Origin of the sequence: Pseudoalteromonas sp. RB2-MNA-CIBAN-0110, assembly GCF_040309305.1 — a bacterium.
Lineage (GTDB): Bacteria > Pseudomonadota > Gammaproteobacteria > Enterobacterales > Alteromonadaceae > Pseudoalteromonas > Pseudoalteromonas arctica.
On record NZ_JBEOOQ010000007.1, the window covers coordinates 1 to 13,259 of the forward strand.

Genomic DNA, 13,259 nt, shown 5'->3' on the forward strand with positions numbered 1-13,259 from the left:
CAAAAACCTCTTCTGGCCGCGATGGTTGCACATCTTTTAGCAAGTTAGGATGCTTTTTCATCCAATGTTTACTAAAAGTAGTTTTAGTGTAACTACGCTTAGGTTTAACCAATAAACGTTCATTTTTCAAATAACTAAAAAAAGCGTCTCGACCTAAACTTATGCCTCGCTCTATGAATTTTGGTTTAAGTAAAAAATACAACTTTCTTCCACCTAAGCGCGGCATAAAACGTCGTATTTCCAATACCATCGCTTTAACTGGTGCTAGTTCAATAGCACGCAGTTTAGCTCTGCTCTCTCGTTGATATATCGCTTGTCTCGTTATACCAAGCAGCATGCAAGCACGTTCTAAGCTAACTATTTTTTGCTTTTGAAGGCTTCTTGCTCCTTGGCAATATACTTTTTTCGAAGGCTTGTTCCATGCTCAGCGTCAAGAATATTAACCACTTCATTGAGTAACAGGTTACGTAAGTGCTCATCTTCAAGCTCTCGCTCGAGGCGTTTTATTTTTTGAGCGGGACTTTCTTTGGCTTTAGGTGATGTAGGCATAGTTATCTTAGGTGATTGAGTCCAATCCATCTTACCGTGTTTTCTTAACCAAGTAAGCACGGTAGAACGACCTTGTATGCCATAAATTTTTTGGGCTTGTTTATAAGTCATATCGCCTTTTTCTACAGCGTCGACAACTTGTAATTTAAAGCCTAATGAATAATCTCGTTGTGTTCGTTTGATCGGTGTATTATTTGACTTGGTCATAATAAATCCTAAATGTGTAAACACATTTCAGGACGAGACAGTTACTCATTAAAAAGCCCGTTTATTAAACGGGCTTTTTTACGATTACTACTTGGTACTAATATGCTTTTACTTGTGTGTTTCCAGCTCAGTGAGTAAGCCTTTCACTAGGCTAACACTGCCAAGTAATAAAATAAGAGTAAAAGGGAGCGCCGCAATAATAGTAATATATTGTAGTGCCTGAATTGACTCGGTACCGCCAATCCACAGCATTACCATTGCAATAATACCGGCAATGTTAGCCCATACTAGCTTTTGTTTTATTGGTACTTCAAGTTTACCGCCTGATGTCAGACTATCTATTACAATAGAGCCTGAATCTAGGGTGGTTACAAAAAATATGATAATTAACGCCACCGCTAATAGCGAGAGCACAGTACCAAAAGAGTATGCATCGAGCATATAAAAAAGGCTAAGTGATACATCAGTAATACCCTGATCTGCACCCAATACACCGACTTCATTTATAATTTGATCGATAGCAACGCCACCAAAAACTGACATCCAAGCTGTAGTGACAAGCGTTGGAATAAGTAATACGTACACTAAAAATTCGCGTATGGTGCGGCCTTTAGAAATACGTGCCACAAACATGCCAAAGCAAGGTGCGTAAGCCACCCACCAAGCCCAGTAAAATACAGTCCAGCCATGTAGCCACTCAGTGTCTTCTCGCCCTGTGCTAGAACTCAGAGGTATAATGTTTGTTACATAACCGACGACAGCGGTGTAGGCAGAATCAAGAACGGTAGAGAAGTTTAAAATAGCAACCAGGGCAAGAAACACAAAAGCAATGCCCATATTAATGTTGCTAAGTAATTTAACGCCGCCATCCATACCACGTATAATCGACAAAATGGCTAAGCCCATAATCAGCAAAATAATGCCTTGTTGCAATAGTAGAGAATTCTCAAATCCTAAAACGTGGCTTATTCCACTTGCTGCTTGCGAACCACCGAGACCAAGTGATGTAGCAAGGCCAAATAGAGTCACCAAAACAGCCATTACATCTATAACATCACCTAGTTTCCCCCATACACGATCTCCAAAAAGTGGATAAAATATAGAGCGCATAGAAAGGGGTAAGCCTTTATTATAAACAAAATAAGCGAGACACAATGCAGTCATACCATAAATAGCCCATGCATGAAGGCCCCAATGGAATACCGTTGCGCCTAAAGCTATTTCACGTCCTTGCTCGGTAAATGGCATCGCATTGAGCGGTGTACCAAACCAGTCTGTATAAAATGCTGTTGGTTCGGCAACACCCCAAAAAATAAGCCCTATGCCCATACCTGCAGCAAACAACATTGAAACCCAAGAAAGGGTAGAATAGTCAGTTGTTGCTTTGTCGCCGCCTAAGCGAATTTTCCCAAGTGGCGAAACAGCAATGCCTATAGCAAAAAGTAGGAGTATATTTGCTCCCCACATAAATACGAAATCAAAATTTACTAGTGCAGCATTTTTTATGGCGTTAATAGCGTTTTTTGTTTCGCTAGGTGGTAAGACGAGTAAAGTTATTATGAAAAGTAAGGATAAGCCAATTGAAACAGAAAACACATTACTATGAATATCCATCCCCCATTTACTGACGTTATCTTGACCTACTTGGTAATCGGTTGAATCAATACTGTATTTTTTTGATTTAAACTTCATATAACATGGTGTAAACCATTCGCTAAAGCGCCTCCATATTGGTATTGTGTATAACCCGCGTAAATAAGATACATGATGAAATATATAATTTAGAGATAAAGCGCGGATCTTCTAGAGGAGAAACTGTATCATAAATACTATCAATGTTATTGATTTGTTTATATGTTTACTCATGCGCTAAGTTTTATTTAGTTAAGGAAAAAGTAATGGCAGCTGTTTTAGGTGTTTTTCTCACCTGTTTTTTGCATGGGATTGATGTTGTTTATGTCTCTATGCTGTCGATCCTTAATAACCCTCGTTAGGCAGAGCACTAAATAAAAGTATTTATTGTATTACTACAGTAGATAAAACAGTAAATTAGCATGCTAATTCGCCGTTTTGTTTATTTAAAAAGCAGTTAAACTAAAAGAGTGATTTTTCTCTTTACCTTTGGCGAAACTTCTCTATAATTCGTCGTCATTGCAGGGGCGTAGTTCCAATTGGTAGAACAGCGGTCTCCAAAACCGATGGTTGGGAGTTCGAATCTCTCCGCCCCTGCCATTTCTTCTTTACATCGTTTTTATTACTTCTTATATTGTTCAAATGTCTAATCTACTGAGTTGTTATGCATCCACGTTACGCAGCTATTTTTGATATAGAAAATCTTGAACTCAATCAACATTATTGTCCTCAAGCAAATGATCAAGCTAATACTTTATCGCAAAGCACGATAGCTAGTTCTTTAACGCTAAATGAGCAACTACTTGCAGACATTAAACTCAGTGCAGAACCTATTATTATAAATAGCGTTGTACAGGGCAGTGAGATGCAATTAAACGACAATAAGCTTACATTGCCAACCCCACAGCTCAACGCCTCTGAGAAGCGTGCTTTATGGGCTTTAATGAGTGAATACCTTGATAAACTTTAAATCAGTAGATGAAACTGCAATACCTCAATTAATGGCCATCGAAACAGCGTGTCATAGCCATCCGTGGACTTTAAATACAATGGGTTCATGTATAGGCGGGCGCTATTTTAATGTTGCCGCATTTGATGAGGCGAGCATGATTGGTTTTTATATTGGTGAAAAAGCAGGGCCTGATTTTACACTTATGGATATTTGTGTAACACCAAGTCACCAGGGTAAGGGTATTGCAAGGCAGTTGTTAGCGCAGTTTATTGAATATGGTGAGCAGCAAAATGCTGAAAACCTCTTTTTAGAAGTACGCGAATCAAATACGCGTGCTATTGCGCTGTACGAGCGCGCAGGCTTTGCTGAGATGTCAGTTCGTAAAAACTACTACCCAAGTGATAACCCTGCTAAAAATGGCTTTGAAGACGCTATTTTAATGGGTATGGCGCTAGGTTTAAACTTTTCATAATTAAAGTCGGTAATTAGCATTTAAAATATAGAGCCGCTAAAGTACTGCATTTGTACCGTTTTGTAAGTTTACTTTTTAGGTTACTTTGTCGCTAATTGCTTGCTCAATGGCTGCTATTAAATCATTAACCAGCTCGTCTCTTGGTACTTTATTGTTACTTTTTAAGTTCTCTTCAAGTGCCGCAGCGCTATGGTAAATTTCATCAAAGTTAAAGCATCCAGAACTGCCTTTAACACTGTGCGCTATACCTCTTAATGCTTCCCAATCATCACAATGCTGCAAAGCTTTAACTTCTTCTAAATATGTAGGTAAGTTAGCTAAGTAATTATCGGCAATTTGCTGAAACTTTTCGCTCTTTAATAGGCTATCCCATTTATTTTGATTATCTTTTTCAAGATGCAGGTAGCTTACGAGTACGTTTTCCAGAGCATCTTTATCAATGGGTTTAGCCAGTGCTTTGTCGCAACCAGCTTCTAGATAAGTGCCTATATCATGGTTCATTACATTGGCAGTAAGGGCAATGATAGGGCCATCATACGCTGCATGACGAAGCATTTTAGTCGCTTCTAATCCGCCCATTACAGGCATTTGCATATCCATAATAATAAGTTGGTAGTCGTTTACGAGCGCCATTTCTACAGCTTGTGCGCCATTACTGGCAATATCGGGTTCAAGGCCCCAGGTTTGCAGTAATAATTTAATTAATAGTTGGTTATCTGGGTTATCCTCAGCCACTAATATATTGGCGTCGAAGCTATTGGTTGCAAACGATAAGAGAGGGTCTTTCTCTGGTATTAACTGGCTGTCTTGCGTTAAAAATTCAAGCATGGGTTGATCATCAGATAGCTGACATGCCACCCTAATTGTAACTCGGCTACCTACACCCACTTCACTTTCAAGGTTTACATCGCCACCAAGTAACAGTGCTAAGTTTTTAGAAATACACAACCCAAGACCTGTACCACCAAAACGACGTGTAGTTGTGGCATCGGCTTGTTCAAACGGCTTAAATACACGTTCTATTTGATGCTCAGACATACCAATACCAGTATCTTTAATTACAAACTCTAGCTTTTGACTTGCTTGTAAATAATGCACACAAATAGACACGCTGCCATTTTCGGTAAATTTAACAGCGTTATTAGCAATGTTTATAAGTATTTGTTTTAAGCGGGTCACATCACTATAAATGGTGCGGGGTAGCGGCAGTTGATAGTCGATATTAAGGGTTAATTGTTTTTCTTGTGCCAGTGGTTGAATAATTGATTCAATGTCGTGCACAAGCTGCACTACGTTTAACGCTGACAAATCAACAGCCAGCTTTTCAGCTTCAATTTTAGATAAATCGAGTATGTTATTTATTAACTCTAGTAAGTGTTTGGAATTACGTAAAATAGTGCTTAGGTGTTGTTTGTCATTCGCTACTTTATCGTTATGTAGTAACTGCTCTGTAAAGCCCATAATGGCCGTGAGCGGCGTGCGTATTTCGTGACTCATGTTGGCTAAAAAACGACTCTTAAGTTGATTAGCTTGCTCAGCTTGGCCAATAGCTAACTCAAGTTGGCTGTTCATAGCTTCAAGTGCTTGGGTACGACTTTCCACTTTATCTTCAAGGTGGTGTTTGTATTCTTCAAGCTGTTGTTGGTAGTGCCTTATTTGATTAACCATGTGGTTAAAGTCGTTAAATAAAACACCTACCTCATCATTTGTATGAGCTGGTAAGTGCACCGACAAATCGCCATCACCAACACGATGACTCGCAGCCCCGAGTAACTCAATTGGGTTAAGTAATAAATTGCGGACCACTACAAAAATTAATATTGGCAGGGTGATCACCGAAATAATAACAATTAAGCCTGTTATTAAACTTATGGCTTTACCTGATTGATAAAGCACCCCTTTGGGAATGGTTGATACGTAATAATATCCGCCGGGCATTTGCACTGCAAAAATCATTCGCTCTATTTTGTCTATGCTTGAGAGTTCAATAGTTGAAAGCATGCCGATATCAGCGAGGTCGTGCACTTGATTAAGTTCGTACTCGCTTATGTATTGGCCACGCATATTATAATCGGAGCTAAATAAAATTTTCCCGTCTTTAGTCAACATTAAATTAAGCGTGTTGTTATATGGCGCTTCTAAAATACTAGAGTTTAGTATTGAAGGTTCTATATGTATTACAATAAAACCAAGCTGCTGTGGTCGTTTTAAATAGTAATCAACACTATAAATTCGTTGAATAAAATACAAACTAGTGGTGCCATCATCCTTTTGAATCATAAATTGCTGTTTACTTAAATTACTTTGCAATACTTGATTAAAAAACGGGTAGCTTTTAGGCGCTGTTGTTAGGTTGTTAGAATAGTAGGCATCGCTTTTCCCACTTGTTGAAACTAGATTAATGCTAATTATATCGGGATAAGCCTCACTGTAACTGGCAAATACATCCATAAGCGCGCCAAGTTTTCGGGTGTAATTACCGTTGGCACGAATGTCGTTTGCTAAAAAATCACTAAGTACTGGCGAGGTTGAAAGTAGTTTTGCAGTAGAGTGAAAAGAGTCGATATAATTAAATATTTTTTGCTGTTGTTGCTCAACAAAGCGGCTCATTATTAAATCAGCTTGTTTTTGTGTTGAATTAGTTACATTGGTGAGCGTAAAGCCACCTAAAAATAGCAGCGGTAGAATAACAAGGGGTGTTATATACCATAATAATCTAATACTTAACTTACTGGTTTTCATGACCAAACGACTTATCCTCCATGCAATCTATCAATAATATGCGTTACGACTTTATTACACAAGCTTGTGGCGGTCTTGGTGGCTAAATTACAATCAGTAGTTGCATGGTATTTAGCTCTGTATTGGTGTTTTTTTATTTTATTAAGTTATTTTAATTTAATAAGTTACATGCTTATAACCGTTATTTTATCGTTCAAAAAAGTTTACATAAATTTACATCTTTTAAAGTCATTTTTTTAAAGATAAATGCTATCACTTAAAATTGAATTTTCTAATTTACTCTTAGTTATAAATACCAGTGGGTTAACGCAGGGCTGTTAGCCGGGCCACTAGGTTATATTCTCAAGCAAGGCTTAAAAATTCTAATGGTGTGCAGAGGCTTGTTGTATTGTGTGCTGATTCTATTTATTTGGCTTATTACTGATTTTTTTGTACCTCATTTGCAGTTAGGCTTCCCAAAATCCATATTAATAAAAAAGATCAGCTAATAACCAACCATTGATTGTTTATAAGGCCAAGATCAGCGAAAATAGTCTCCAATTACGATTAACATAACGGATCGCATGTGAAGGGCCAATTTAGGGCTTTTCTGATGGTGTGTTGAGCTTTCGAGGTTGCTCTATACCAATTTTATTAAAACAAGATCGTTCTAGCGTATTAAATAACTCACTAACTACGTTAAAAATTATTCATAGAGAATAACTCTATGTGATAATTTCGCCTTGTTATTGCGCTATTTTATTATCGCTATAATAGAACGCTAATTTAATGCAATTGGTATTATTTAAGCCTTGAAAGCTCAGCATACTTAAAGTGGATAATATCCGTATACAAACTAAAAGAACTTTTTTAATGGCAGATCAAAATCTCCTTAGCGAAATTAATAAACGACGAACCTTTGCTATCATCTCTCACCCAGATGCTGGTAAAACAACCATTACCGAAAAAGTATTGTTATTCGGACAAGCTATTCAACGAGCCGGCACTGTAAAAGGCCGTGGCTCTAACCAGCATGCAAAGTCTGACTGGATGGAAATGGAAAAAGAGCGTGGTATATCTGTTACTACCTCTGTAATGCAGTTTCCATATAACAACGCACTTGTTAATTTACTTGATACTCCAGGACATGAAGATTTCTCGGAAGATACTTACCGCACATTAACTGCGGTAGATTCGTGTTTAATGGTTATTGATGCGGCAAAGGGTGTAGAAGATCGTACCCGTAAGCTAATGGAAGTTACACGCCTGCGTACAACGCCAATTGTTACGTTTATGAATAAATGTGACCGTGAAATTCGCGACCCAATGGAAGTGCTTGACGAAGTTGAAACAGAGCTAAATATTGCCTGTGCACCCATTACTTGGCCAATTGGCTGTGGTAAAGAGTTCAAAGGTGTTTATCACATTCATAATGACGAAGCTGTTTTATACAAAACAGGTCAGGGTCATAAAATTCAAGAAGTTCGTACCATTAAAGGTCTTGATAACCCAGAACTTGATATTGCCATTGGTGAAGATTTAGCTGCGCAATTACGCGATGAGCTTGAGCTTGTTATTGGCGCATCAAACGAATTTGATTTAGATCTGTTTTTAGCCGGTGAGCTTTCGCCAGTTTATTACGGTACCGCACTGGGTAACTTTGGTGTTGACCACGTTTTAGATGGTTTAACTAAATGGGCACCGACGCCACTGCCTCGTGAAACCGAAGACAGACTTATTGTTGCAACTGAAGAAAACTTTACTGGTTTTGTATTTAAAATTCAAGCCAACATGGACCCTAAACACCGTGACCGTATTGCATTTATGCGTATTGTATCGGGTAAGTACAGCCAAGGCATGAAAATGAATCACGTGCGAATTGGCAAGCAAGTGAGCATTTCTGATGCGGTAACCTTTATGGCGGGCGATCGTGAGCGCGCAGCTGACGCTTACGCGGGCGATATTATTGGTTTGCATAACCACGGTACCATTCAAATTGGTGATACGTTCACACAAGGCGAAAAACTTAAATTTAGCGGTATCCCTAACTTTGCGCCTGAATTATTCCGCCGTATTCGTCTTCGCGATCCGCTTAAGCAAAAGCAACTATTAAAAGGCTTAGTACAGCTTTCTGAAGAAGGTGCTGTGCAAGTATTTAGACCGCTTATAAACAACGATTTAATTGTGGGCGCGGTAGGTGTACTTCAGTTTGATGTGGTTGTAGCGCGCTTAAAAGCCGAATATAACGTAGATGCTATTTACGAAGGTGTAAACGTAAATACAGCGCGTTGGGTAAGCAGCGACGATGTGAAAAAGTTTGAAGACTTTAAGCGCAAGTGCGAAAGTAATTTAGCACTCGATGGTGGCGATAACTTAACTTACATTGCGCCGAGCCGTGTAAATCTTAATTTATCAGTAGAGCGTTACCCAGAAGTGACATTTAACCACACTCGCGAAAACTAGAATCGACTGACTACAGTTAACTGAAAGCCTGCTTTGGCGGGCTTACAAAGGTAAAAAATATGAATATTCGTACTATTTTAATCGAAAAAGCCATTGCCGCTATGGCGGGCGCAGGCTTACCTGAAGATACAAACCCAGCAGTAACACAAAGCACACGTCCACAATTTGGTGATTACCAAATTAATGCAGCAATGGGCGCGGCTAAAAAAATGAAAAGCAACCCACGTGAGCTTGCGCAAAAAATTATAGATAATCTTGATGTAAGCGATATTGCTCAAAAGACTGAAATTGCTGGCCCAGGTTTTATTAATATTCATTTAAAGCCTGAATTTTTAGCGCAAAGCGTTAAAGCAGCTAACAGTGATGCAAAACTTGCTGTAAACGAGCATGCTAACCCGCAAAAAGTAGTTGTTGACTATTCATCACCAAACCTTGCTAAAGAAATGCACGTAGGCCATTTACGTTCAACTATTATTGGTGACTCAATTGTGCGTGCGCTTGAATTTAGAGGCGACACGGTTGTACGTCAAAATCACATGGGTGATTGGGGCACGCAATTTGGTATGTTAATCGCGCATTTAGAAGATCAAATTAGCCAAGGTGTAGATTTAGATTCTGTAGCGCTTGCTGATTTAGAAACCTTTTACCGCGATGCTAAAAAACGCTTTGACGACGAAGAAGGCTTTGCAGATAAAGCACGTAATTACGTTGTTAAATTACAAGGCGGCGACGCGCACTGTGAAAAACTTTGGAAACTGTTTATAGCTACCTCAGTTAAGCATTCTGAAGAAGTATACAAGCGTTTAAATGTAACACTTACTCAAGCTGATATTATGGCTGAAAGCGCATACAACGCAGAACTTAACGATATTATTAGCCTACTTAAAGATAAAAATATTGCAGTAGAGTCGCAAGGTGCGCAAGTTGTGTTTTTAGATGAACTTGCCAACAAAGATGGTGAACCATCTGCGTTTATCGTACAAAAGTCTGGCGGTGGTTTTTTATATGCAACAACAGATTTAGCGGCATGTGATTATCGTTCAAATAAATTAGGTGCTGATCGTATCTTAATTTTTGTAGATGCACGTCAAAACCTACACTTTAATCAAGTAGAGCTAACAGCGCGTAAAGCAGGTTTATTACGAGACGAAACAAGTTACGAGTTTTGCCCGTTTGGCACCATGATGGGCGCCGATAACAAACCATTTAAAACACGTACTGGCGGCACAGTAAAACTTGCTGACTTATTAGAAGAATCAATTAACCGTGCAGCTGCAAAACTAGCTGAACGTGAATCGGATTTAAGTGATAGCGATCGCAGCGAGATTGCACGTAAAGTAGGTATTGGCGCAGTTAAATACGCCGACCTTTCTAAGCACCGTACCAGCGATTACATTTTTAACTGGGACAGCATGCTAAGCTTTGAAGGCGCAACCGCCCCTTACTTACAATATGCTTATACACGTATACGCAGTATTTTCCGTAAGTCAGATTTAAGTGCCGAAGCGCTAACTCTTCTTGGTGTTAATGTTAAAATAGTTGAGCCTCAAGAAAAAGCACTAGCGCTTAAGCTACTACAGCTTGAAGAAGTACTTGATTTAATGATCAGCGAAGCAACACCGCACGTACTATGTGGTTACTTATATGAGCTAGCAAGCTTATACATGACATTTTACGAAGCCTGCCCAGTACTTAAAGAGGGCGTAGAGCCAAGCGTGCGCGATAGCCGCTTAGTGCTGTGTAATTTGGTTTCTAAAACATTAGAAACGGGATTGGATTTGCTAGGCATCGAAGTCATGGAGCAAATGTAATCACCTTCTGCTGCGTGTAGTTCGTTTTAGCTGCGTTAAGAAGTTTATTTAGCCTAAGTCACATACAAACCGTATGCTCCTTGGCATAAATAAACTTCTTGCCTTGCTAGCACTCCTACACTTGCAGATACCTGAGTTGTGTAGTTTACATTGTAGGTTGGGTTGAGTGAAACGAAACCCAACGATACGCCTGAGACTCGGTGTTATTACTATCGCATACACCTGAATTTTAATATTTGTTACTACTGAACATCCATTGTTTTAAGCTCGCTACTCTAAGCTCTTTTCTAAGGCTTTATTTAAAGGACTTGTTATGAAACTCGAAGATATCCGCCGTGAATACCTGCAAGACGCGTTAAGCGAAGATAACTTGCAAGATGATCCGTTTAAGCAGTTTGAAACATGGCTTGAGCATGCAGTGGCAAGCCAGTTACCCGATCCAACTGCGATGGTTGTAGCAACTGTTGATGAAACCGGTCAACCTTCACAGCGCATTGTGCTTTTAAAGCATTTGGATGATAACGGTTTTGTATTTTTTACCAATACAGGTTCGCGTAAAGCGCAAGAGCTTAAAGGTAATAACAAAATATCGCTGCACTTTCCGTGGCACCACATGGAACGCCAAGTTATTGTATATGGCGAGGCTAAACCATTACCTACATCTGCTGTGGCAAAGTACTTTTTATCTCGTCCTAAAGAAAGCCAATTAGCTGCATGGGCGTCAGCGCAAAGTCGTCCGGTGTCATCACGTAAAGTACTCATGGAAACCTTCGCCAACATGAAAAATAAGTTTGCTAAAGGTGAAATTCCACTCCCTGATTTTTGGGGCGGATATTGTGTAGTACCCACTAAAATTGAGTTTTGGCAAGGTGGGGCGCATCGTTTGCATGATCGCTTTATATATCAGCGCCAAGCAGATAACAGCTGGCAAATTACACGCTTAAACCCTTAATTAAAAGATGAGTAAGTAACCGTGCAATTTATTGACTCTCATTGCCACCTCGACTTTAGCGAGTTTGATTCGAATCGTGAATCGCTCATAAACGAGTGTGTAGCAAAGGGAGTTAATCAGTTTGTTGTGCCGGGTATTACGCTTGCTCAATCGCATACTCTCATAAAACTCAAAGCAACTTACCCAAGTATAAAAATAGCCGCAGGGCTACATCCTTACTTTTTAGAGCAACATAACGAATCGCACATAGAAGCGTTATTTGAATTCGCGACTGCAAATAAGTATCAGTTGGTAGCTATTGGGGAGTGCGGGCTTGATCGAAGTATTGAAAACCTTCCTAAACAAACTTATTTATTTGAGCAGCAAATAGGGCTTTCTAATGAGCTTAACTTACCGCTCATTGTGCATCATAGGCAAAGCCATGATTTAATTGCGCAATCGTTTAAGCGGTGTAAGCCAAAAAACGGGGGAGTGATTCATGCCTTTTCGGGCTCACTTCAACAAGCGCAGTACTATATTAAGCAGGGTTTTAAGCTTGGCATAGGCGGCGTTATTACCTATGATCGCGCAGTTAAAACACGCGCTGTTATTGCTGCTATTGAGCCAGAGCACTTAGTGCTTGAAACCGACTCACCTTCAATGCCGTTAAGCGGTCATCAAGGTGAAGTTAACACGCCACTGCATATACCTGATGTATTTAACGCGTTATGTGATTTAAAGCCACATAGTGAAAGAGGGACGCTTGCAAAGCAGCTTTACGATTCTTGTTCAGATGTTTTTTGCATATAGCGATTTACCTGCCAACGTTTTAATCCACGCCCTAACTGCCACGTAAAAATACATGCAATCACTAGCATTAATAGTACCTGCCGACCTAAGTCATGAAAATGATTATGGCTGTCGGATATTGCGGCGCGAGTTAAATAAGTAACAGACACAAAGCCTATAGGGCGGTCATCATCGCTTATCACGGGTTCCATAAAAGGTGTTTTTAGTTTACTAATACCCGGTGTAGAGTCAGGGAGTTGTCCATAAATATGATGTGACTGCCAATTGTCACTGCTAGCAATTAAAATGCCTTGTTGATCATAAATAGTCGCAGAAAGTACAAATTCATCTTTACTTATATCGTTACAAATGGCGTTGAGCTGTGGTTTGTTTTTTTCAATAAGCGGTGTTTTAACATTTAAAGCCATAAACTGAGTGAGGCTTTTTGCCGTGCTATCGGCACTATCATAAAGTAACTGATGACTCTGAAAACTACTATTAACACCTACCCAGCTTAGTAATACAAAACAACCAGCCGCTAGTATTAAGCGAACAAGTCGTTTTCTTTGAGAAGCAGTAATAGGGTTTTTAATATGGTTATTTTTCATAGTCACCGTTTATGCTACTGACAGCATTTTGATTTGATGTTACAACTACACTAACTATAACCTTAAACCCCACCTGATGGCGAATTTAGTGTTGAGAATACCAGTTATGATATGCCAATTATCA

Annotated in this window: 9 protein-coding genes, 1 tRNA gene and 1 pseudogene; 7 read left to right on the forward strand and 4 right to left on the reverse strand. The window is 39.4% G+C overall.

What is annotated here, in order from left to right:
* Positions 1-756, reverse strand: a pseudogene (locus AAEY68_RS05615) (helix-turn-helix domain-containing protein); the annotation flags it as partial.
* 108 nt (positions 757-864) lie between these two features.
* Positions 865-2,448 carry a BCCT family transporter gene (locus AAEY68_RS05620; protein ID WP_350585654.1) on the reverse strand — a complete coding sequence of 528 codons (1,584 nt, stop codon included), beginning with the start codon at positions 2,446-2,448 and terminating at the stop codon, positions 865-867.
* Positions 2,449-2,911: 463 nt separating this feature from the next.
* On the opposite strand from AAEY68_RS05620, the gene AAEY68_RS05625 reads away from it, so the two are divergent.
* From AAEY68_RS05625 to rimI, 3 genes are all read left to right on the forward strand, one after another.
* Positions 2,912-2,988 (forward strand) — tRNA-Trp (locus tag AAEY68_RS05625).
* Positions 2,989-3,052: 64 nt separating this feature from the next.
* A complete protein-coding gene (locus AAEY68_RS05630; RefSeq protein ID WP_024608990.1) occupies positions 3,053-3,358 on the forward strand; it encodes a hypothetical protein in 306 nt (101 codons plus the stop codon).
* Complete coding sequence (gene rimI, locus AAEY68_RS05635; RefSeq protein ID WP_007581622.1) at positions 3,345-3,812, forward strand: ribosomal protein S18-alanine N-acetyltransferase; 468 nt, start codon at positions 3,345-3,347, stop codon at positions 3,810-3,812. The genes AAEY68_RS05630 and rimI overlap by 14 nt, the downstream gene beginning before the upstream one ends.
* A 75-nt stretch (positions 3,813-3,887) precedes the next feature.
* Here rimI and AAEY68_RS05640 read toward each other — a convergent pair whose 3' ends face one another.
* Positions 3,888-6,554: an ATP-binding protein gene (locus tag AAEY68_RS05640; RefSeq protein ID WP_350585655.1), complete on the reverse strand. Its 2,667-nt coding sequence runs from the start codon at positions 6,552-6,554 to the stop codon at positions 3,888-3,890.
* 852 nt (positions 6,555-7,406) lie between these two features.
* Between AAEY68_RS05640 and prfC the strand changes: the two genes are divergently transcribed.
* The 4 genes from prfC (at position 7,407) to AAEY68_RS05660 (ending at position 12,548) form a co-directional block, all read left to right on the forward strand.
* Positions 7,407-8,996: a peptide chain release factor 3 gene (prfC, locus tag AAEY68_RS05645; protein WP_007581628.1), complete on the forward strand. Its 1,590-nt coding sequence runs from the start codon at positions 7,407-7,409 to the stop codon at positions 8,994-8,996.
* Positions 8,997-9,055: 59 nt separating this feature from the next.
* Complete coding sequence (argS, locus tag AAEY68_RS05650) at positions 9,056-10,807, forward strand: arginine--tRNA ligase (protein WP_350585656.1); 1,752 nt, start codon at positions 9,056-9,058, stop codon at positions 10,805-10,807.
* A 313-nt stretch (positions 10,808-11,120) separates the two neighbouring features.
* Positions 11,121-11,759, forward strand: coding sequence for a pyridoxamine 5'-phosphate oxidase (pdxH, locus tag AAEY68_RS05655; RefSeq protein WP_010553172.1), 639 nt, complete (start codon positions 11,121-11,123; stop codon positions 11,757-11,759).
* A gap of 21 nt (positions 11,760-11,780) precedes the next feature.
* Positions 11,781-12,548 carry a TatD family hydrolase gene (locus tag AAEY68_RS05660; RefSeq protein ID WP_165721059.1) on the forward strand — a complete coding sequence of 256 codons (768 nt, stop codon included), beginning with the start codon at positions 11,781-11,783 and terminating at the stop codon, positions 12,546-12,548.
* Here the strand turns inward: AAEY68_RS05660 and AAEY68_RS05665 are convergent.
* A complete protein-coding gene (locus tag AAEY68_RS05665) occupies positions 12,515-13,135 on the reverse strand; it encodes an AhpA/YtjB family protein (RefSeq protein WP_007581635.1) in 621 nt (206 codons plus the stop codon). The two genes, AAEY68_RS05660 and AAEY68_RS05665, sit on opposite strands and share 34 nt — an antisense overlap.
* Between the last annotated feature and the right edge of the window lie 124 nt (positions 13,136-13,259).

What these genes read in the sequence shown, in the direction of transcription:
- argS (WP_350585656.1), top strand. Translation starts at nt 9,056, where the DNA reads ATGAATATTCGTACTATTTTAATCGAAAAAGCCATTGCCGCTATGGCG.
- AAEY68_RS05640 (WP_350585655.1), bottom strand. Translation starts at nt 6,554, where the DNA reads ATGAAAACCAGTAAGTTAAGTATTAGATTATTATGGTATATAACACCC.
- prfC (WP_007581628.1), top strand. Translation starts at nt 7,407, where the DNA reads ATGGCAGATCAAAATCTCCTTAGCGAAATTAATAAACGACGAACCTTT.
- AAEY68_RS05630 (WP_024608990.1), top strand. Translation starts at nt 3,053, where the DNA reads ATGCATCCACGTTACGCAGCTATTTTTGATATAGAAAATCTTGAACTC.
- AAEY68_RS05620 (WP_350585654.1), bottom strand. Translation starts at nt 2,448, where the DNA reads ATGAAGTTTAAATCAAAAAAATACAGTATTGATTCAACCGATTACCAA.
- pdxH (WP_010553172.1), top strand. Translation starts at nt 11,121, where the DNA reads ATGAAACTCGAAGATATCCGCCGTGAATACCTGCAAGACGCGTTAAGC.
- AAEY68_RS05665 (WP_007581635.1), bottom strand. Translation starts at nt 13,135, where the DNA reads ATGAAAAATAACCATATTAAAAACCCTATTACTGCTTCTCAAAGAAAA.